The sequence below is a fragment of the Paenibacillus sp. FSL R7-269 genome, from assembly GCF_000517865.1.
Classification (GTDB): Bacteria; Bacillota; Bacilli; order Paenibacillales; family Paenibacillaceae; genus Paenibacillus_AQ.
In genome coordinates this window covers 125,740-145,809 of the sequence record NZ_ASPS01000047.1, presented here as the reverse complement: position 1 = coordinate 145,809, position 20,070 = coordinate 125,740, and the positions used below count along the sequence as shown (strand labels likewise).

General features: G+C 53.9%; 19 protein-coding genes. 16 read left to right on the top strand and 3 right to left on the bottom strand.

Annotated features, from left to right (window positions below; translation table 11 throughout):
- Positions 1–50: 50 nt before the first annotated feature.
- The 4 genes from C162_RS21055 to C162_RS21040 all read left to right on the top strand — a co-directional run bounded on the left by C162_RS21055 (position 51) and on the right by C162_RS21040 (position 5,654).
- Positions 51–656: a TetR/AcrR family transcriptional regulator gene (locus C162_RS21055; RefSeq protein ID WP_036697329.1), complete on the top strand. Its 606-nt coding sequence runs from the start codon at positions 51–53 to the stop codon at positions 654–656.
- Between the two features lie 86 nt (positions 657–742).
- Positions 743–1,954 (top strand): MFS transporter, encoded by a 1,212-nt coding sequence (locus C162_RS21050; RefSeq protein WP_036697327.1) that lies wholly within the window; start codon positions 743–745, stop codon positions 1,952–1,954.
- Positions 1,955–2,149: 195 nt separating this feature from the next.
- Entirely contained in the window at positions 2,150–4,354 is a 2,205-nt protein-coding gene (locus C162_RS21045) for a Tex family protein (protein WP_036697454.1), read from the top strand.
- Between the two features lie 385 nt (positions 4,355–4,739).
- Complete coding sequence (locus tag C162_RS21040) at positions 4,740–5,654, top strand: GNAT family N-acetyltransferase (protein ID WP_036697325.1); 915 nt, start codon at positions 4,740–4,742, stop codon at positions 5,652–5,654.
- Between the two features lie 109 nt (positions 5,655–5,763).
- On the opposite strand, the gene C162_RS21035 is transcribed toward C162_RS21040, so the two are convergent.
- Entirely contained in the window at positions 5,764–6,228 is a 465-nt protein-coding gene (locus tag C162_RS21035; RefSeq protein WP_036697323.1) for a protease complex subunit PrcB family protein, read from the bottom strand.
- Positions 6,229–6,606: 378 nt separating this feature from the next.
- Here C162_RS21035 and C162_RS21030 point away from each other — a divergent pair, with 378 nt between their 5' ends.
- From C162_RS21030 to C162_RS21015, 4 genes are read left to right on the top strand one after another with little or no spacing between them, the layout of a single operon-like run.
- A complete protein-coding gene (locus tag C162_RS21030; protein ID WP_051493806.1) occupies positions 6,607–8,241 on the top strand; it encodes an ABC transporter substrate-binding protein in 1,635 nt (544 codons plus the stop codon).
- A gap of 28 nt (positions 8,242–8,269) precedes the next feature.
- The gene (locus C162_RS36070) at positions 8,270–9,223 is read left to right on the top strand and encodes an ABC transporter permease (protein WP_083678199.1); all 954 of its coding nucleotides are present in this window, start codon (positions 8,270–8,272) and stop codon (positions 9,221–9,223) included.
- Positions 9,224–9,235: 12 nt separating this feature from the next.
- A complete protein-coding gene (locus C162_RS36065; protein ID WP_051493805.1) occupies positions 9,236–10,165 on the top strand; it encodes a carbohydrate ABC transporter permease in 930 nt (309 codons plus the stop codon).
- Between the two features lie 55 nt (positions 10,166–10,220).
- Complete coding sequence (locus C162_RS21015; RefSeq protein WP_036697320.1) at positions 10,221–11,156, top strand: helix-turn-helix domain-containing protein; 936 nt, start codon at positions 10,221–10,223, stop codon at positions 11,154–11,156.
- Between the two features lie 175 nt (positions 11,157–11,331).
- On the opposite strand, the gene C162_RS21010 is transcribed toward C162_RS21015, so the two are convergent.
- Positions 11,332–12,327, bottom strand: coding sequence for an S-layer homology domain-containing protein (locus C162_RS21010; RefSeq protein ID WP_083678201.1), 996 nt, complete (start codon positions 12,325–12,327; stop codon positions 11,332–11,334).
- A gap of 77 nt (positions 12,328–12,404) precedes the next feature.
- A complete protein-coding gene (locus C162_RS21005; RefSeq protein WP_036697318.1) occupies positions 12,405–13,244 on the bottom strand; it encodes an aldo/keto reductase in 840 nt (279 codons plus the stop codon).
- A gap of 764 nt (positions 13,245–14,008) precedes the next feature.
- Between C162_RS21005 and C162_RS21000 the strand changes: the two genes are divergently transcribed.
- From C162_RS21000 to C162_RS20965, 8 genes are all read left to right on the top strand, one after another.
- Positions 14,009–14,608 (top strand): winged helix-turn-helix domain-containing protein, encoded by a 600-nt coding sequence (locus C162_RS21000; RefSeq protein ID WP_162174489.1) that lies wholly within the window; start codon positions 14,009–14,011, stop codon positions 14,606–14,608.
- Between the two features lie 172 nt (positions 14,609–14,780).
- Positions 14,781–15,236 carry an SRPBCC family protein gene (locus tag C162_RS20995; protein WP_036697313.1) on the top strand — a complete coding sequence of 152 codons (456 nt, stop codon included), beginning with the start codon at positions 14,781–14,783 and terminating at the stop codon, positions 15,234–15,236.
- Positions 15,237–15,244: 8 nt separating this feature from the next.
- On the top strand, positions 15,245–16,567 hold the full coding sequence (locus C162_RS20990; protein ID WP_051493803.1) for a beta-ketoacyl-[acyl-carrier-protein] synthase family protein: 1,323 nt from the start codon (positions 15,245–15,247) through the stop codon (positions 16,565–16,567).
- On the top strand, positions 16,564–17,811 hold the full coding sequence (locus C162_RS20985; protein ID WP_036697312.1) for a beta-ketoacyl-[acyl-carrier-protein] synthase family protein: 1,248 nt from the start codon (positions 16,564–16,566) through the stop codon (positions 17,809–17,811). Before C162_RS20990 ends, C162_RS20985 begins: the two co-directional genes overlap by 4 nt.
- A gap of 45 nt (positions 17,812–17,856) precedes the next feature.
- Positions 17,857–18,075 (top strand): phosphopantetheine-binding protein, encoded by a 219-nt coding sequence (locus C162_RS20980; protein ID WP_036697310.1) that lies wholly within the window; start codon positions 17,857–17,859, stop codon positions 18,073–18,075.
- Positions 18,072–18,452: a holo-ACP synthase gene (gene acpS / locus C162_RS20975; RefSeq protein WP_036697309.1), complete on the top strand. Its 381-nt coding sequence runs from the start codon at positions 18,072–18,074 to the stop codon at positions 18,450–18,452. The genes C162_RS20980 and acpS overlap by 4 nt, the downstream gene beginning before the upstream one ends.
- Before the next feature lie 20 nt (positions 18,453–18,472).
- On the top strand, positions 18,473–19,672 hold the full coding sequence (locus tag C162_RS20970; RefSeq protein ID WP_036697307.1) for an MFS transporter: 1,200 nt from the start codon (positions 18,473–18,475) through the stop codon (positions 19,670–19,672).
- A 10-nt stretch (positions 19,673–19,682) separates the two neighbouring features.
- Positions 19,683–20,063 (top strand): cupin domain-containing protein, encoded by a 381-nt coding sequence (locus C162_RS20965; protein ID WP_036697305.1) that lies wholly within the window; start codon positions 19,683–19,685, stop codon positions 20,061–20,063.
- Positions 20,064–20,070: the final 7 nt, after the last annotated feature.

Sequence of the window (20,070 nt, the reverse complement as noted above, 5' to 3'; positions counted from 1 at the left end):
AACTGCGTGCTATAATTAGACCGATCGGTCGGTCTAGGGGAGGGTTAACAATGAAGGGACGCTCAGATGGAGAAGAAACGAAGAGCCGGATTCTGGAGCATGCCACCAGTTTATTTGCGCAAAAGGGCTATGGCGCTGTAAGCATGAACGAGGTCTGCACAGCCGCGAAGGTCAGCAAGGGCAGTCTGTATCACCATTTTCCGGGCAAGGATGAATTGTTCCTGTACGTAGTGGAGGTGGATACCCTGAAGTGGCTCAAGGAGTGGGAGGAGCTGCGGAGCGGGATTAGCGGAACGGAAGCCCGTCTATACGCGCTTGGGGATCATTATGCAAAAGATATCCAGAATCCGCTGATTCATGCCCTGGAGGAATACGGAAGATCTCATACGCTGTCGGAGGAGATCCGTGAGCGCCTCTCACATATTTTCGAATCGGTAACAGAGGCCTGCCGTGTACTGCTGCAAGAGGGGATGGATTCCGGTTATTTGATCCGTGGTGATCTGGAGAACTATGTAATCACGCTCAGCGCCATGCTGGAGGGAATCAGCCGGGTCCATGAGATCACAGGCCGGACCGATACCCCGGAGACGATCAGGGCATACTACCGTGCGGGAATTCAGATCCTGCTTCAGGGGATACGGTCCGCGAAAGATTGAGCAACAGACGATAAGCAATAGACAGATATAGATGAATTACACCCGAAGCTTGCAATGCGGCTCCGGGATATACGGAGGGAAACACCATGTCATTACTGTTAAGAAACCGGGGAGCGATGCTGCTCCTGATGATGAATATCTTTTTGGCGTTCACGGGGATTGGTCTGGTTGTTCCTATTATGCCTACGTACATGAACGAGCTGGGCATCGGCGGGAGTGTAGTCGGACTATTGGTGGCGGCTTTCTCGCTGACGCAGCTGCTGGTCTCGCCCTTCGCCGGAAGACTGTCGGATAAGATGGGCCGCAAAAAAATCATCGTCGGCGGGCTGGCCGTATTCGCGTTCTCTGAGCTGCTGTTCGGGCTCGCGGATGCCACCTGGGTGCTGTTCGTATCGAGAATGCTTGGCGGGATCGGTGCCGCGATGATTATGCCTGCGGTTATGGCTTATGTGGCAGATACCACCTCCTCGGAGGAGCGGGCCAAGGGGATGGGCTTCATCAACGCGGCGATTACCACCGGCTTCATCATCGGGCCGGGAATTGGCGGCTATCTGGCCGAGCTTGGCATCCGCGTGCCCTTCTTGGTTGCTGCGGGGGCTGCCGCCATCGTTGCGGTCATTACCCTGCTGGTCCTGCCGGAATCGCGTTCGGCGGAGCTGCGGGAAGAAGCAAGAACACGGAAGGGCAATAACGATAGTCTAATCATGCAGCTTATGCACTCTTATCGTGAGCCTTATTTCTTCGGCTTGATTATTGTATTCGTGCTGTCCTTCGGGCTGGCTAACTATGAGACGGTATTCGGACTATTTGTAGATCATAAATTCGGGTTCACCCCTAAGGATATCGCGTTTGTCCTGACATTTGGCTCCATTGCCGGGGCTGTGGTACAGGTAACGGCCTTCAGCTGGATTCTGAACAAATTCGGGGAGAGCCGGGTCATTTCCGCCTGCCTGCTGATTGCGGGCCTGTCGATTCTCCTGACGCTGTTCGTGCATGGCTTCGCCATGATTGTGTCTGTGACCTTTGTTGTATTCCTGGCGATGGATATTCTTCGCCCGGCTGTCGGCACCCAGCTCTCCAAGATGGCTGACGAATCGCAGCAGGGCCTCGTGATGGGGATGAATTCCGCTTATACGAGCCTTGGCAATATTGCTGGCCCGATTGTGGCGGGGGTCCTGTTCGACCTGGATATCAATTTCCCTTATGCGGTGGCTGCGCTGGTCTTGTTCCTCAGCTTCATGTTGTCGGTAGGCTATGCCAGACGTAGAAGAAGCAAAGAGGTTCCTGCGGTGCGTTAATATCGGGGGAATGAACAGAATAACACTCAATGATACGGCTATGCTGTCCCGGAGGGGATGGTGTAGCCGCTTTTGTTTTTGTACGGGGCAGACTTTGGTCCTGCAGCAAACTGTGATAGTATTTCAGTAGAGAGCTATGAACTCAGACTGTGTATAGAAAGAGGGATCTACTTGAGCGTTGATACGAATCAGGCGGTGAAGGCGGCGGAAGATGCCGCTGCCCGTCAGGAGCAGGAACTGATACTTGCAGCTATTGCGAAGGAGCTGAGCATCAGTCTGAAGCAGGTAAGAACTACGGTGGGGCTGCTCGATGAGGGCAACACCATTCCGTTCATCGCCAGATACCGCAAGGAAATGACCGGGGAGCTGGACGAGAATGTCCTCCGCGATGTCGAAGAACGGCTCGGATATCTGCGTAACCTCGGTGACCGCAAGAAGGATGTGATCCGCAGCATCGAGGAGCAGGGCAAGCTAACTCCTGAGCTGCAGGCGAGTATCATGAAGGCTGTGAAGCTGCAGGAAGTGGAGGATCTGTACCGTCCGTTCAAGCAGAAGCGCAAGACACGGGCCAGTGTCGCCAAGGAACGGGGACTTGAACCGCTGGCGGATTGGGTGATGGAGCAGAGACGCCAAGGGGTTCCGCTGGAAGAGGCTGCGAAGTATATCGATGCAGACCGGGGTGTGGAGAGCGCCGAGCTGGCGCTGCAAGGGGGGATGGATATCATTGCCGAGAATATTGCCGATGATCCGGATATCCGTTCCTGGGTGCGCCAGTATACAGCGAGTCAGGGGATTCTGGTCTCCGAGGCCAAGGATGCCCAGCAGGAAAGTGTATACGAGAATTATTATGCGTACCGGGAGCCTGTGCACCGGATGCCGCCGCACCGTATTCTCGCGATCAACCGCGGGGAGCGGGAGAATATCCTCAAGGTTGGCATAGAGGTGGTGCCGGACAAGATTCATGCGTTCATTATCCGCAAGCTGGTGAAGGGGCCTTCTCCGGTCAAGGAGCTGCTGGAAGCGGTGACCGAGGATGCCTACAAGCGGCTGATTGCGCCTTCCGTTGAGCGCGAGGTGCGCGGGGAGATGACCGAGAAGGGGGAGACGCAGGCGATCTCCATCTTCTCTGGCAATCTGCGCAGCCTGCTGCTGCAGCCGCCGGTGAAGGGTCGCCATGTTCTGGGCGTCGACCCGGCCTACCGCACCGGCTGCAAGCTGGCCGTAGTGGACGATACCGGCAAGCTGCTGGAGGTAGCGGTCACGTATCCGACGCCGCCGAACAACAAGAAGCGCGAGGCGGCGGCCAAGTTCAAGGAGCTGATCGCCAAATATGGCATCCAGCTCATCGTGATCGGCAACGGCACCGGCTCGCGGGAGACGGAGCAGTTCACGGCCGAGGTCATTGCCGAGGTCGGCGACCCTGACCTGGCCTACCTGATCGTTAACGAGGCAGGGGCCAGTGTGTATTCGGCCTCCAAGCTGGCGCAGGAGGAGTTCCCGGATCTGGATGTGGCGGAGCGCAGCGCCGCCTCCATCGCCCGCCGCGTGCAGGACCCGCTCGCGGAGCTGGTCAAGATCGACCCGAAGGCCATCGGTGTGGGGCAGTACCAGCACGATGTGTCGCAGAAGCATCTGGAAGAGAGTCTGAGGGGCGTCGTAGAGTCGGCGGTTAACCATGTCGGCGTCGACGTGAATACCGCTTCGGCCTCGCTGCTCTCCTATGTGGCAGGAGTGAATACGACGATTGCCAAGAATATTGTGAAGTTCCGCGAGGAGAACGGCAAGTTCACTACGCGTAAGGCACTGCAGAAGGTGCCGCGCCTGGGCGCGAAATCCTACGAGCAGTGCATCGGTTTCCTGCGTATCCCCGGAGGGGACAATACGCTGGACCGCACGCCGATCCACCCGGAATCCTACGCGGTGGTCGACAAGTTGTTCCGCGAGCTGGGGCTGGATGTGAAGCAGCTTGGCAGCAAGGAGGTTGCAGAGCAGCTAAGCGCTCAGGATGCGGCGGATCTTGCGGTGAAGCTTGCGGTGGGCGTGCCTACGCTGCGCGACATCCTGGAGAGCCTTCAGCGTCCGGGCCGCGACCCGCGCGAGGAGCTGCCGCTGCCTATCTTCCGCAAGGATGTGCTGAAGATGGAAGACCTGCTGCCCGGCATGGAGATGCAGGGCACGGTGCGCAACGTAATCGACTTCGGCGCCTTCGTCGATATCGGGATCAAGAACGACGGGCTGGTGCATATCTCCCAGCTTAGCGGCAGCTATGTGAAGCACCCGATGGATGTTGTCTCCGTCGGAGACAATGTCACCGTATGGGTGCTCGGCGTAGATGTGAAGAAGGGCCGCGTCAGCCTGACGATGCGCCAGCCGCGCGAGGCGGCGGGCAGCGGGGAGTAGAAGTAGAGGACGTTACGGACTCAGAGGACCTTATTTTGCTGAAATCGGCGTTTTGTAGACCGCTGCGGACTCAGGAGCCGTTAATACAGGCTTCGAAGCCTGTAAGTAGGCCTCACAGCCTCATTAGCGTCTTTTGAGTCCGTTTAGGCTGACAAAAGAGGCCTTTTTAAGAGAATAACGGCATCCCGGTCCGCAAAGACCGGAGGAGCGAAAAAAAAGCTGTGCTATCCTTCATCAGGATGGCACAGTTTTTTTGCGAAATAGGGCTGATGAATTTGAGCTGAAGATTCAGCTCAGCAGTATAAAACAACTATAGTTATTCAAGAACGGAGCCCCCTGCCCGGCAGTGTTATGATAGACAGAAACAGAAGGTGGCGGTTGGGAATTGAGCAATAGAGTGATCCGGCAGTTTGAAGAGAAGGATATGGCGGCGCTTGGCGTGATGTACGGGCAGGTGTCGGCGCAGGAGGATGTACTGTTCTGGTGGGTGGGGGATGCGGACAATTGGGAGAATGTCTTCTGTGCTTTTGAAGGGGAGCAGATGGTGGCCAAAGGCCAGCTGCAGCTCTTTAATGTGGTGCCTCCGGGACGCGCAGCGGAGAGTAAACACAAGATTTTCGTGAATCTGAAGACGTTGCCCGGACGAGAAAATGATCTGGAGCTGCTTGACAGCGTCTACGCCCTTCTGCTGGAACGGGTACAGGTGCTGAAGCGTACGCTGCCCCCGGAATATGGGACCCTCCTGTGCACAGGCAATTATGCGGCGGAAGAGAGTTGCCATGCTTATTTCGCAGAGCATCTCGGTTACCTGCCGCATAGCCGCTTGTATACGCTCCAGCGCGATCTTCGTGAACCCATCGACGCGGTGGAACTGGAGGAAGGTCTTGAATTAACTAATTCGGCTATGGAATCACCGGAGCAGCGGGCGGCTTATCTGGAGCTGGAAGCGGAGATCTGGCCGGAGACCCCGCTTGGAATGGAGCGTCTGCTGGAATATCAGGAGCATCCGCTCTGGGCATCGATGGTTGTGCGGGATGCAGGCCGGGTGGCGGGCAGTCTGATGGTCTGGCAGGAAGAGGAGCTTGGCATCATTGAGGATGTATTTGTCTGTAAGCCCTGGAGAAGAAGAGGCATTGCCAAGGCGCTGCTGAATCGTGCGTTAATGTATCTTCAGGAGAAGGGTCTGGAGCAGGCGCAGCTGGTCGCATTGACCACGAATGATTCCGCACTGTCCCTGTACCATTCAGTAGGTTTCCAGACTGGGCGTCAGGAGATTAGATACTCCAAGGAGCTGTGCTAACGAACGACTCCCTGATCATAGAGACTGTACAATCACATATCACAAAGAGCGCACCAGCCGGATATCCGGGGGTGCGCTCTTTGCGATGCAGCAAGTTAAGTGAAGGCAATTACTTTGTGACTCTGGAAGCAGCCGAGGTTGCCGAGCCTGGTGTAGCTTGGGCTACTGCGGTATAGCCTTCCGGCAGATAGGTGACGGCGGTACCTGCCGAGATGACCTGCGGGTTCATAGACCCGGGCTTCGGTGAGGTTACCTTGAAGTAGATCACGGCAGTTTTGTCAGCGCTGAATTCAATCCGCTCAATGACCAGGCCATATCCCGGATTCGGCAGATTGGATACGGTCACCGTAGCTTTGTTGACACCAGCGGCTGCTTTGTCCAGTGTAACGGCTGCATCGTATGTGCCGGACGGGGCAGCAATGTTCTTATCCATCATAATCACTTCCTTCACGGCCGCATGGCCCTTCAGATCTGAGAAAGCGGAAGCCTGTGCTCCGATAGCTATGGTTGCCGCCAGAATGCAGCAGGCCAGCGGGATTATGGCCGTGCGCAGCCGGGGTAATGTATTCTTCATTATACTTCACCTCGTATCCTCTTAGATGGAATTATTATTCTCTAACCCCGCAGTGGTGATTCGCCGGAGGTCCAAAACAATTCATCATGTGTCAATTTTCATCTACCAGAAGTCGAATCTTCGCCTGAATTCAGCTACTATTGCAGCTAAAAAGGTCAATATACGATGATTGAAAGGTAATATACGGTGAGACAGGGTGCAGAAGAAAAATTATAATAATGATAACGCTTTCGTTAATATTGCGAAGAAGGAATGGCTTGTCTTACCTGAGAGTATTGTTGAGTGTATTGTGACCTAATAGTTCCACGTTTCCCGGCTAACAGAGCCTCGCTCTTAAGCATAGATCATTTATGAATTCCTACTAAGGGGGTAAGTCAAATGAGAAAAAAGAGTATTCTTGCTTTGGTGCTGGCAGGCTGTCTGGCAGGGCTATCACTCACAGGCTGCAGCAGTAAGGGGAACAGCTCGGATGTGGGGAACGACAGCAGCAATACGCCGGAGGGGAAGACGAAGCTGAAGGCGATTATCGTGAAGCATTCATTAACCAAAGATGTCACGCAAATGAAATGGCTCGCTGAAATAGAGGAGAAGGCGAATGTCGAAATTGAATGGCAGCAAATCTCTGCGGACTGGGATCAGAAGAAAAGTGCCCTGTTTGCCAGCGGTGAAATTCCGGATTTGCTGTTCAATGCGACCTCGAACTCTGATTTTGTGCAATTCAACGGGTTGTTCGAGGATCTGGGCCCGCTGATTGAGAAGGACGCGCCTAATATTCAAAAAATGTTCAGCGAGCACCCGGAATTGAAAACGCTTGCTACTCAAATTGACGGGAAGCTCTACGGCACTCCGCGTTATAAGGGCATCTGGCCTGGCTCCACCGCCTCGATGTTCATTAACAAAACCTGGCTCGACAATCTCGGCCTTCAGGTGCCTACGAACTGGGATGAGCTAGAGACGGTGCTGCTTGCCTTCCGCGATGGCGACCCGAATCAGAACGGGGACAAGACGGATGAGATTCCGATGGATTTCAACCCGATTGGCTGGGACTTCACGCCGAAGCTGCTGCTGGGCAGTCTGGGGCTGCCTCTGTCCAACGGGGCGAGCGACGGCTATTTTACAGAAGGGGCGCAGGTTAAGAATTTCTATGTAGATGAACGGTTCAAGACGCTCATGCAATTCCTGCAGAAGCTGTACAGCCAGAATCTGATCAGCAAGGAAGTGGTCACGCAGGATTACTCCAAATACCAGTCCGTTGCCCGCGGGAATGGAGCTACGGCCAAGGTCGGATTCACCTGGGGCTGGGAGACAGGAGACCGCTTCGGCAACGAGCTGAAGGATCAATATGTTACCCTGCCGCAGCTGAAGCAGCATGCAGATTCTACGGATGAGCTGTACTGGAGCAATGACTACTACTACCAGAATTACGGCTCCAATGCGGTGTCGGTCAGTGCCCGCTCCAAGAACAAGGAAGCTGCGATGCGGTTCATTGATGGTTTTTATGAGCCGGTTGTCAGCTTGCAGGTTCTGTTCGGCGGGATGAATGACACGGATAAGGGAATCAAGGATAACGGGGATGGCACGTATGCGATTCTTCCTCCGGCAGATGCATCCCTCGACCCCGGCTCATGGAAATGGACGAATTCGTTCGCGGACAACGGTCCGATGTACATTGCCGATGCACTGAAGGACAAGGTGACGCTTGGGTCGGATATGCAGAATGTGCTGAAGGAGAAGGCTGTCTATGATGAGCTGCTGAACAAGGCAGACGAGAAGAGTAATGTCTATCCGCAGAACTTCATGAAATACAGCACAGAGGACACTAACACCCTGGCAATGAATCAGGCGAACGTCAATAATATCACGGATCAAAAGTGGGCCACCTGGCTGACCACCAAGGTAGACATTGAGAAGGAGTGGGCTGCCTATGTCGCCTCCGTTAATAGCTCCGGTCTTGAGCAGAACCTGCAAATCCGCCAAAAGGCGTATGACGAATACCTCTCGACCTTGAAATAGTGGACTTGAATGGAAGGGGCGCTCCCAAATGAAACCAGCACAGACCACGGTGCCGCATCAGACGCTGCGGGAGAACGGATGGCTGCGTAAGCATGCCGGGCATTATCAGCTTTGGCTGATGGTGCTTCCTGCGGTCATTTATATCGCCATTTTCTGCTATGGTCCGATGTATGGCATCCAGCTTGCTTTTCGTGAATTTGATTTCAGCAAAGGACTGACGGGCGGGGAATGGGCCGGGCTCAAATATTTCGAGCAGTATTTCAACAGCCCGATGTTCTGGCCTACGCTGAGAAATACGTTTATAATTGCTTTTTTCTCCATCCTGCTGGGCTTCCCGATGCCGATTCTGCTGGCACTGGTGGTCAACTCAATCCGCAGCAACAGACGAAAGCGTATCCTGCAGACTACGGTGTATATGCCTTATTTCATTTCCACCGTTGTACTGGTCGCACTATTGCAGATTATGCTGTCTCCTACCACCGGTCTGATTGACGGTTTCCTGAAGGCGCTGCACCTGATCCCTGCGGATACGAACCTCATTGGTGACCCTGGCGCCTTCGTTCCGGTGTATGTCATCTCTGCCATCTGGCAGGCCTGCGGCTGGAATAGCATTATCTTCATCGCCGCCCTGTCCTCGGTGGATGCGCAGCAGTATGACGCCGCCCGGATTGACGGGGCTAACCGCTGGCAGACGGTATGGCATGTCGAGATTCCGGCGATCCTGCCGACCATTATTATTTTATTGATTATGAATATGGGCAGCATACTCAGTGTAGGCTTCGAGAAGACTTTTCTGATGCAAAATAGTCTCAACAAGCCTGTCTCGGAGGTCATCTCCACGTATGTCTTCAATGTGGGCGTGAAATCCAACCAGTTCAGCTTCGGTTCAGCGGTCGGACTATTCAATACCCTGATCAACTTCACGTTCCTGATGCTGGCGAATGCACTGGCCAAAAAAACTTCAAAAATCAGTCTAATGTAAGGAGGAAATGGGATGTCAAACAGTCAAGCCGCTCCTTCGCAAAAGATTAAGCATTCGGGCGGTATCGCAGACAGGCTGTATACGCTGGTGGTTGCGGTTATAAGCATCGCAGCGTTCATCATGGTCGCGTACCCGCTGTATTTCATCATCATAGCTTCCGTCAGTAACTCTACCATGGTGAATCAGGGACAGGTTATTCTATGGCCCAAGGACATTAACCTGTATGGTTATGAGCAGATATTCAAGGACACCCGGATTTGGCAGGGGTATAAGAATACGATTATTTATACGGTGCTGGGCACGCTGCTCAACCTGCTGGTCACACTCCCTGCGGCGTATGCCTTGTCCCAGCGGAAATTCCGGGCACGCAGATTCATTATGCCGCTATTCGTGATCACGATGTATTTTGGCGGGGGCATGATTCCCACCTATCTGCTTATCCGTGACCTGAATCTGCTGAATACGCCTTGGGTAATGATTGTGAACGGCGCTATTAGTGTATACAATCTGATTATTACAAGGACCTTCTTCGAGACCGCTATACCAGAGGAGCTGCATGAAGCGGCAACCTTGGATGGCTGCTCGCACTTCCGTTACTTCATCTCGGTGGTGGTTCCGCTGTCCAAGGCGGTGATCTCCGTCATCACGCTCTATTATGTGGTGGGTCACTGGAACGACTTCTTCAACGCCCTGCTCTATATTAATACGGATAGCTTACAGCCGCTGCAGATCGTCCTGCGCAATATTCTGTTATCCAATCAGGCGTTCGCGGGTGGAGCCGGATCAGGTGCCGGTGCCGGTGCGGGCAGCTATGCCCAGCAGTTCGCGGATCAGATCAAATATGCGGTCATTATCGTATCGACGGTGCCGGTGCTGATTATCTATCCGTTTATCCAGAAGTACTTCGAGAAGGGTGTAATGATCGGTGCGGTGAAGGGCTGAGCGTATAGCTGACGCTGCGGGCAGCATCCGGTGGGCCGGGAGGGAGGGAACCTCAGTGAAAAAAAGTCTTGAACTGCTCGATTCCATCGGCGAACCTGTATCTCAAGATATGAAGGAAAAGCTAATTCATGGCAGCAGACAATTCCGCATGAGCGTGCATGTAACCAAGGTACCCTCCATGAATAATCTGGTGCTGTATTCCCACTGGCATGAAGAGCTGGAGCTGCTGTTCATGATTAAGGGCACGGCCAAATTCCATGTGGGACAGGAGAAGCTGGTCGTCCAGAGCGGAGAGGCAGTCTTCATTCAGCCCAATATGCTGCATTCGGCGATCCGCGTGGATCAGGAGGAGATCATTTTCTGCGCCGTGCTGGTGCACTTCAATTTCCTCTCCAGCCTGGAGAGAGACAAGATTCAGCAGCAGTTTGTATCCCCGCTCTTCCTCGACAACCGGCGTTATCCGCTGCTGATCGGGCGGGAGCTGGAGGAGAAGCTGCGGCTTATCCCACTGTTGGAGGAGGTGCGGGATCTCTATCAGCAGGAGTCGCACGGCTATGAGATGCTGATTAAGGCCAGGCTGTTCGAGGTACTGTACCGGCTGGAAAAGTGTGCGGCTGAGCATCCGCGGGCAGGACTGCCCGGGCAGTCCCGGGGCGGCAACAGCTCGATGCTGGCCAAAAAAACGCTGGCCTACGTCCAGCAGAACTACAGCAAGCGGATAACGCTCTCGGATATGGCCCAGCAGGTCAATATGAGCCCGTCGTACTTTTGCCGCTTCATGAAGAAGCAGTTCGACCTGTCCCCGATGGATTTCCTGAACGAATACCGGATCTCGGAGGCAGTCAGCCTGCTGGAGACCACGGATAAGAAGATCATGGAGATCTCCGGCATGACCGGCTTCAGCAATGTGAACCGGTTCACGGAGATGTTCAAGAAAACCTACGGCTGCCGCCCGATGGATTACCGGAATAGGCTGCGGCAGAGTAAGTAGGCGGAGCAGCTTAAGATTCGACTTGAAACTGAGTTCGTCGCTGCGGTGAACTCAACTTCTTTTTTGCTTTTCGTAAAAAATATTAATACTTCTATACAAAGCAGGAAAAAGCAGTTCCCGTATGGGAACTGCTTTTTCCTGCTAGTTGTGCAAGCCTTGATAGAAGGGGAACCTCTTACTTCGCTGGAGCCGATGGCTCAAGCCAGCGTGAATCCATTACAGGCTCAGCCGTCGCAGTGTAACCTGCGGGCAGGTACGTGGATACCGAGCCTTTGGTGATCACTTGCGGATACATTTTATCCGGGTCAGGCAGGGTTACCTTGAAGTAGATTACGGCTTTGGTGGCGCTGGTGAATTCGATACGCTCTACTGTCAGGCCGTAACCGGGGTTAGGCAGATTGTCAACGGTGATGGTGGCTTTGTTGACGCCTTCCGCGGCTTTGTCCAGGACTACATCGGAGACGTAATTGTTAGCCGGAACCGGCTCCGGCTCAGAAGGCTCATTGCCCGGATTGTTCGGCGTAATCACCCGGTCGGCGAATTCAGCGGCATCATGGATCATGACAGCGGCTTCAGCACGGGTAATCGCATCGGACGGACGGAATTTTCCGTTATCCAGTGTGAGCACCTTCGTGTTCAGCAGCACCTGCAGGCTGTAATTCACCTCTGGAGTAAGCTTATCGCCATCCTCGATCATGAAGAACATCTTGGTCACCGGGAAATTGCCCTTGCTCTGCAAGGCTTGGGTCAACAGATGGGCGAATTCTGCACGGGTCATCGGTGCATTCGGGTTGATATCCTTTGCCAGTGTCAGGCCGCTCTGCTTCGCAAGGGCGAAGGAGGAGGCGTACCAGGTATTATCTTTTACATTGTCGAAGAGCTGGCTGGCCTTAGTACTGCTGTCAGTACCGGCTTTCGGCGCAAGCGCCAATCCTTTTACAAGGAACTGTACGGCTTGCGCATTCGTCACTTTGGCATTGGGGGCAAACAGGTCGTTTGTAATTCCGTTAATTACGCCTGCGCTATGCAGTGAATTGATCTTGGTTTCGGCTGAATTTCCCTTGAGGTCCGTGAAGGCAAATGCGGACGCTCCGAAGGATAAACTGGCAGCCAGGATTCCGCACGCGATGCTCATTTTTTTTGCGTGCTTCGTTAGATTAGTTGGTTTCATTGTGCATCACCTCTATATACTCAGATGGTTCTTTACGGCGAAAAGTTGCAGTTGTCCGGAAAATAATACGAATAAACTTAGGACAACGGGATAAACCGGGTGGACCACAGGTAAAATTTATTTTGCGGATCGGTAAATCCTCTTTTATTCTGGTCCAGGGCTGCGATTCTCTTCATCTCTTCATCGGACAGGGAGAAATCAAACAGCTCCAGATTTTGTTTCAGCCTTGCAGGAGTAACCGACTTCGGTATGACAGCGATACCACGCTCAAGGTTCCATCGCAGGATGACTTGCGCCGCTGTTTTATCATACCTCTCTGCCATTTCGGTGAGCACAGGATGGGTAAGCATCTCCGAGTTACCGTGTCCAAAAGGGCTCCATGCGACATGCCGGATACCGTGCCCCCTCATATAGTCATGAAGCGACCCTTGCTGGAGCAGCGGATTCGTCTGAATTTGATTTACTGCGGGGACAATCGTCCCCTGCTTCATGACCTTGTCCAGATGCTCCGGCTCAAAATTGGACACCCCGATCGCCCGGATCTTGCCCTCTTTGTATAAAGACTCCAGGATATGCCAGCTTTCCAGATAGTGCTTAGCCGGCCAGTGGATCAGGTAGAGGTCAACATAATCCGTTTGGAGTTTTTGAAGACTGGCTTCAAAGGCTTTCCGGGTCTTTCGCCCCAGGTCCGTGCTCCATACTTTGGTCGTAATAAAGAGCTCGCTTCGAGGTACACCCGATTTCTGAACAGCCCTGGCTATCAGCTCCTCGTTGCGGTAAGCTGCCGCCGTATCCAGATGCCGGTACCCGTTCTGGAGCGCCCATACTAGAGCGTCTTCATTATTGTCTTTGATATTGTACACACCCAGACCCACCTTCGGCATCTGGACTCCGTTATTCAAAACGAAGTGTTCCATTTAGCATCTTCCTTTCCTTCTAAGTTCGGATAACAATCCCTCTTGGTGAACGATTATAGCATAAGAAGGCAACTAATCTTCATTGGGAAAGAAAATCGAGACGGATGTACTTCGTAGGATTTTGAAGGGGAAATATAGTTCTGCAGACGGCTGATTGTATTTCCTGCAATAGAAAACTCATATTTGACCGTGAAATGTGCTTCTGTTGTATTTCGTACAGTGGAATGTTGCGTTTTGAGCGAAATATGGCCTTTATCCAACATCAGTTGTATCAAATACAATAGATTCTATTTGGAAGCCTTTTTTACAGCATTCTATTGTACAAACTACAGTTACTCTCGTTCCAGCGTAATCGCATGCTGAGGGTGTCGTCCCGCCATTAAGTTACCAGCGATATGCTCAAGTGTATTCTGTACAACTAAATCGTCCAGTGTAGCGCCTAATTTCCATTTAGTTGTAAAACATACACTTAAGTAAAAAGAAGCGGAGGGGAAGTTTGGAACTGGATTATCACACACTGCCAAACTTTTAAATTGTTCATTTTGTGAATAAGAAACTATGATATTTTTCCTTTTTAATCCCATAAAATACTATAATATAGGAGATGCAATCTTGGGAAACCAAGCTTATTTGAGAAGAATGGGATTGGAGAGAAGTTCATGCGTGTTGCGCTGGTGTGTTGTGCAGATTCCACAGAGCCTTGTGAGGATTGCAGGTTTAAGAAAGTTCATTCTTTTTTTTCACAGGTGTACGGTTGTAAGGTATTGCATTTCAAGGAGCTTGAGGCGCTCGTCGATATTGTGAAGGAGGGCCTCCGGCTCGATGGTGTGGTGATCAGCACCCCTGACTTCAACCCGGGCTTCATTCACACGGTGCAGTACCTGCAGCAGATGCTTACGCTGAGAATATTCTTCATTGTAGAGGAGATCAGCGCGCACGGTACCCCTGTCCCCTTTCCTTCCAATCATATGTATATCAGCAGCTTCGAGCGTTACGGCTTCCAAGAGGAATTGTTCAGCCGGTTGCGCTGCTGGTTCGACGAAGGACTGGGCCTCCCCACACACCACACCAGACAAATCAAGGATATCGCCCTTCATCTGCACTCCAAATCCCTGAAGGTCGGAGAATTCGTCATTGAGCTTACCTGTAAAGAGTTCGAACTCCTGGATCTGCTGCTGGAATGCCAAGGCCAATACATTCCCACCGAGCAGATTCTGCACCATCTGTGGGATAGGTATACATCCCCTGAGATTGTGAGGCAGTACGTATACAAGCTGAGGCACAAAATTGAGATCATCTCCGGACGAAGCGACATCATCCTGTTTCGCCGGGGGATCGGATATTCGGTGAACCCATTGATCTGACAGAGTTCTGTCAGGTCTTTTTTGTGCCCGGGAAACACATAGATTGTACTCTGCCGTCTCCTCTCAGAAATGCACAATAACTGTAAATTAACGCAAGCTTAACAGCCGGGTTATGTCCCCTTCCGGGCTTAGGCGTTACGATGTCATTAATACGAATGGGGAGGCAGATGAAGTGGCAACGATTCAGAACAGTGTCTGGATTCACGCAGACCGGATCACCGTATTTGAGCGGACGAATGATATTGCGCACTGGACAGATTTATTCACGGAATACAAGGAGACGCGGGTGCTGGAGCAAGGGGACGCCTACATCCGGTTTGAGCTGACGACACATCCCGAGGGGAACCGGCCTTCGCGCACATGGGAATCGGAACGCTGGCTGGACCGGCCGAACTTCCGGATTACGGCCAGACGCCTTGCGCCGCTGCTGCCGTTCAAGCATATGAATCTGGAATGGCTCTATGAGGAGAAGGACGAAGGGACGTACATGACCTGGATTCAGGAATTCGAGGTAGATCCGGCAAGCGGGCTGACCGGGGATCAGGTGGAAGCGCATCTGAACCGCACGACTAAGGAGCAGATGGCAGCGATCAAGCACAATATCGAGAAGCAAACGGTTCGGAGCTGAGGGCTTACATGGAGAAGGTGACAGGAAAAAGAGTCGTGATCACCGGAATGGGGCTGCTTACCCCGCTGGGGAATACGCTGGAGCAGTTCTGGAGGAACAGCCTGCAGGGCAAGGTGGGATATGACCGCTTGCAGGGCTATGAGCATATGGCGCTCAAAAGCCGAGTTACCGGCACAATACCGCAGTTCGAGCATTTGGGCCGGACAGCCGATGAAGCGCAGCGGGCAGGCATGGGGCGGCCGGGGATTCTGGCGGTCAATGCCGCGATAAGGGCGGTTGCCGATGCGGGGCTTGTGTTCACGAAGGAGCTGCGGGAGCGTTCTGGGGTCTGCATCGCCAATGCGATTGCCGATACCCCGTTCTCGGAGCAAACCTTCCTGCGGATGACGGAGGGCGGGCAGGGGCCGATTGATCATGGACTCTGTCAGGAGGATTTGTACCGCAAGGGCATGTTCTCTTATATTGCCTTCGAAGTGGCGCATGAGTTCGGACTTCAGGGAGAGGCGCTGGTCATGTCTACGGGCTGCACGGGCGGCATTGATGCGGCCGGATATGGATATGAGTCGATTACAGCCGGGGAACATGACGTAATGATCTGCGGCGCAGCGGAAGCACCGGTCAGCTCCATGACCATTGCCTCCTTCGATGCCATTGGTGCGTTGACCTCTAAGTTCAACGATGATCCGCAGCGGGCTTCGCGGCCGTTTGAGAAGAACCGCAGCGGCTTTGTTCTCAGTGAGGGCTGTGCCGTTGTGGTTCTAGAGGAGCTGGAGCATGCGCTCCGGCGGCAGGCGCCGATCTATGGCGAGGTGACCGGATTCGCAAGTACCAATAACGCTTTTCATATGACCGATCTGCCGCAGGACGGGGATGCGCTCAGTCTGACGATGAACGAGGCGCTGGGCCACGCGGGCCTGACAGCGGAGGACATTCAATATATCAACGCGCATGGAAGCTCGACTCCGCAGAATGATGCTTTTGAGACCGCCGCTTATAAAAGAACGTTCGGAGAGCTCGCCTACTCTATCCCGATCAGCTCCACGAAATCGATGGTAGGCCATCCGCTCTCAGCAGCGAGTGCCATTGAGATTGTGCACTGCCTGCTGGCCTTGAACGAGGGATATATCCCGCCAACCGCGAATCTGGACGAGCCGGACCCGGCCTGTGATTTGAACTATGTACCGAAGCATGCGATACAGCGCGACCTGTACCATATTCTGACCAATGCCAGCGGATTCTCCGGCATTCACTCCGCCATGATCCTGGCAGCGAACGAATACAGTAATCAGGCGGGCAAGCTTCAGACTGAACAATGGATGTGCAGCCTATGAAGAATACAGTATTCGTAACCGGAGTAGGAATGGTGGGGCCGTGCGGGAATAGTGCCGGGGCCTTCTGGGAGGGACTCCTGAGCGGCCGCAATTATATGACTCCGCTCCAGCTTGAGCATACAACCGGAGCCGCCCCTCCCTTCGCGGGACAAGTCAGCGGGATGGAGCCGGAGCGGGTCATCTCGAAGCGTCTGCTCAAGAAATGCTCCCGCTTCTCTGTGATGTCGATCCTGGCTGCGAAGGATGCCATGGATGATGCGCACTGGGAGCTGGATCAGATGAGCCGCAAGCGGATCGGGATCTTCGTCGGCAACAACTCGGGAGGCTGGGAGAGTGCGCGGAACGGCCTGCGTGTCTTGCACACCGAAGGGGCGCCCTTCATTGACCCGAACCTGGCGAGCAACTGGTTCCCGGCGGCGGCACAAGGGCATATGTCCCTGGCCTTCGACATCAAGGGCTACAGCAAGACTGTGATCGCCGACCGGAGCAGCGGGCTGCTCGCCATTGCCTATGCGGCCAGAGCCATCCGCAGCGGGATTATCGATGCAGCTATTGTGGGCGGAGCCGAGACGCCGCTTGATCCGTGGGCATTGTCCTTCTATAACACGGAGGGGCTGCTGAATCTGAAGGCGGATCGCCCGCAGGCGGCATACCAGCCATTTGTGGAGTCGCGCAGCGGGATGGCCCTGGCTGAAGGAGCCGCGTTCCTCTGCCTCGAATCGGAGCGCAGCCTTCAGAAGCGAGAGGCGTCCCGCCGGGTACGGGCGAGCATCCAGGGCTTCGGCTTCACGAATGACGGCCAGGCTGCAGCCCCGCCTGAAGAGAGTGAAGTGCAGTGTGCCAGGGCAATCCGGCTGGCCATTGAGCATTCGGAGACGCAGCCGGAGCAGATCGGCTATCTGTCGCTGGATGGGGCGGCTTCCGCCCGCGAAGACGGAATTGAATGCTCGGCTATCCAAGAGGTCTTCGGCAGTAGTACAGAAGCCAAGTGGGCGGGCTGCCCCAAGACTGTCTTCGGCAACACGATTGGAGCGGCAGGGGCGTTCGATGTGGCACTGAGTGTGCTGGCTATGAATCACGGGGAGTTGCCCGGCCTTCCGTATCTGGCAGAATCGGTTCAGGACAATGGCTTGAACTTCGTCCCAGGGATCAGCCGCCGAACAGCTGTGGAGTCTTCACTGATTATATCCAGAGGAAGGGGTGGTGTCTCTTCGGCACTGGTTGTGAACGCTGAAGGCTTGTAAGGGTGAACATTACGGCACATTAACTTAAGCGGGAGGGTGTATCTAATGGTATTCGAGAAGGTAAAAGCAATCATTGAGGATATTGGCATTGAGGATGAAATTACGGAATCATCGCGGCTCTATGACGATTTGGCCCTGGATTCAACAGAGCTGGCGCTGGTCTCTACAGCACTGGCGAAGGCATTTGGCATCTTCATTGAGAGCCGGGTGCTCAAGACGTATTCTGTAGCCCAAGTGATCGAAGCCGTTGCCTTGAAGGCATGATCAGAGGGATCGGCATGGATCTGGTCAGCATCAGCTTCGTGGAGCAGATGCTGGCCAAGTGCGGTGAACTCTTCATCCAGCAGTACTATTCAATGGAAGAAAGGGAACTGTTCGCCTGTAAAAAAAGACATGCAGAACAGTTCCTGGCCGGTAGATTCGCCGCCAAAGAAGCGCTGCTGAAGGCCATCGGCACCGGAATGAACTGTGAGCTGGACTGGAATGAGCTGGAGTTCCTGAGCCTTCCCAGCGGCCAGCCCTATCTGGTCCGCAGCCGAAGACTGGAGTCTTATATACAGCAGCAGGAGAGCATCCACGTAAGCATTAGTCATCACGGTGATTATGCTGCTGCATTCATCATTATTGAGAGCAGTCAATGACTGTGAGGAGGACGAATCACATGAGCAACAACAAAATATTCACACTACTCGCCATCAACATTCTGCTTGTATTCTCTATTATGGTCAGCATCTTCCCAATCGCACCCCTGATCAGCAGTGATCTCGGCATGACCTCCGGTGAGATTGGAACCATAGCGGGGATTGCCTCGCTGGTGATGACCTTTCTGTCCATTCCGTCTGGTGTCTTCGCAGACCGGTACGGGCGGAAGAAGATTATTATCGCCTCCATGGCATTATCGGCAGTGGCTGTATTTATGGTGGCTGCATCCCACGGAGTGCTGCTGTTCACGGCTGGATGGCTGCTGTTCGGCTTCGCCAGAGGGTTCGTGTCCACGCCGATCTTCGCGGTGGTGATGGATGTGTGCAAGCCCGAGGAGCGGGGCCGGGCGATGGGTATTGTGTCCGGGGCGATTGGTGCCGGGTCGGTGCTGGGGTATGTGCTTAGCGGGCTGCTGAGCAATTATTTCGGCTGGCATACCTCCTTCGCGGTGCTGGCTTCACTGCTGCTGCTGTCCACGCTGGTTACCACAGTGCTGCTGAGGGAGACCGGGGTCAAGAATACAAGCAGAAGCATCGGGCAAGCCTTCAAAAGCTCATTCAAATGGCTGGGCGTCCGCGAAATCCTGCTGGCGGGGATTGTCGGAACTCTATGCTTCATGGTGGGTGTCTTCACCACCTTCCTGGTGCCGTTCGCGGCTAAGGAACAGGATATCTCCCTGGTGCTGCTGAGTTTGCTCTTCATTCCGTATGAAGCAGTAGCCTCGTTCGGAGCGGTCTTTGTTGGCTGGATCTCGGACAAGGTAGGCAGACATGCACCGCTGATCTGGGCCCAGTCGATCTGTGTAGGAGCGCTCGTGCTGCTGTATGCTCTTGACTTCAATCCTTGGCTGTTAACCTTCGGCTATGCCCTGATCGGACTCACGGAAGGGCCGATTATTACCCTGGTCAACACGATTATTACGGATAAGGTCATCAAGATTAATCCGATGGAGATGGGCGCAGCCTTAGGAACCTTCCGGACTCTTCAGGGGGTCGGGATTGCGCTGGGGTCTACGCTTGGCGGATTCTTCTACAGCCGAATCGGCACGCATCCCAGCTATCTGGTGGCCGCCGGACTGATGGTGCTGACGCTGCTGATCTCACTAAGCCTTGGCAAAAAGGAAGAAGCCGGTGTCACCGAATATAAATCTGCGGGATAAGGGGTGCAGTATGAATCAGGTGAAAGTGAATACAGTGGTCCATATGGAGGAGGTGCCGGTGGTTCATGCCAGAGGCGGGCAGATGCGTGTGCTGGCGAGTCCGGTGACTGTCGGGTCCACCCAGCTGATCATGGGCCATGTTCTGCTCCAGCCGGGAGAAGAGATCAAGGAGCATCTTCATGATTACGGCGAAGAGAATGTCTTCGTGATCCGGGGCCGGGGAACGGCGGTCATCGAGGATATTCCGCATGCCATCCGGGAGAACAGCCTGTTCATTGCGCGGAAGGGTGAGCGGCACCGGGTCGTCAATGAGGGTCCGGGCGAGATGGAGCTGGTCTTCGCCACTGCGCCGCTGGCCCCGAGGCCGGAGATTGGGCACAGAGAGGTCTAGCCTCCCG

Bases quoted from the DNA above. Each gene is read 5' to 3' on its own strand.
- C162_RS20970 (WP_036697307.1), top strand. From the start codon at position 18,473: ATGAGCAACAACAAAATATTCACACTACTCGCCATCAACATTCTGCTT.
- C162_RS21035 (WP_036697323.1), bottom strand. From the start codon at position 6,228: ATGAAGAATACATTACCCCGGCTGCGCACGGCCATAATCCCGCTGGCC.
- acpS (WP_036697309.1), top strand. From the start codon at position 18,072: ATGATCAGAGGGATCGGCATGGATCTGGTCAGCATCAGCTTCGTGGAG.
- C162_RS21055 (WP_036697329.1), top strand. From the start codon at position 51: ATGAAGGGACGCTCAGATGGAGAAGAAACGAAGAGCCGGATTCTGGAG.
- C162_RS20985 (WP_036697312.1), top strand. From the start codon at position 16,564: ATGAAGAATACAGTATTCGTAACCGGAGTAGGAATGGTGGGGCCGTGC.
- C162_RS21050 (WP_036697327.1), top strand. From the start codon at position 743: ATGTCATTACTGTTAAGAAACCGGGGAGCGATGCTGCTCCTGATGATG.
- C162_RS20965 (WP_036697305.1), top strand. From the start codon at position 19,683: ATGAATCAGGTGAAAGTGAATACAGTGGTCCATATGGAGGAGGTGCCG.
- C162_RS36070 (WP_083678199.1), top strand. From the start codon at position 8,270: ATGAAACCAGCACAGACCACGGTGCCGCATCAGACGCTGCGGGAGAAC.
- C162_RS36065 (WP_051493805.1), top strand. From the start codon at position 9,236: ATGTCAAACAGTCAAGCCGCTCCTTCGCAAAAGATTAAGCATTCGGGC.
- C162_RS21010 (WP_083678201.1), bottom strand. From the start codon at position 12,327: ATGAAACCAACTAATCTAACGAAGCACGCAAAAAAAATGAGCATCGCG.
- C162_RS21030 (WP_051493806.1), top strand. From the start codon at position 6,607: ATGAGAAAAAAGAGTATTCTTGCTTTGGTGCTGGCAGGCTGTCTGGCA.
- C162_RS20990 (WP_051493803.1), top strand. From the start codon at position 15,245: ATGGAGAAGGTGACAGGAAAAAGAGTCGTGATCACCGGAATGGGGCTG.
- C162_RS21005 (WP_036697318.1), bottom strand. From the start codon at position 13,244: ATGGAACACTTCGTTTTGAATAACGGAGTCCAGATGCCGAAGGTGGGT.
- C162_RS20980 (WP_036697310.1), top strand. From the start codon at position 17,857: ATGGTATTCGAGAAGGTAAAAGCAATCATTGAGGATATTGGCATTGAG.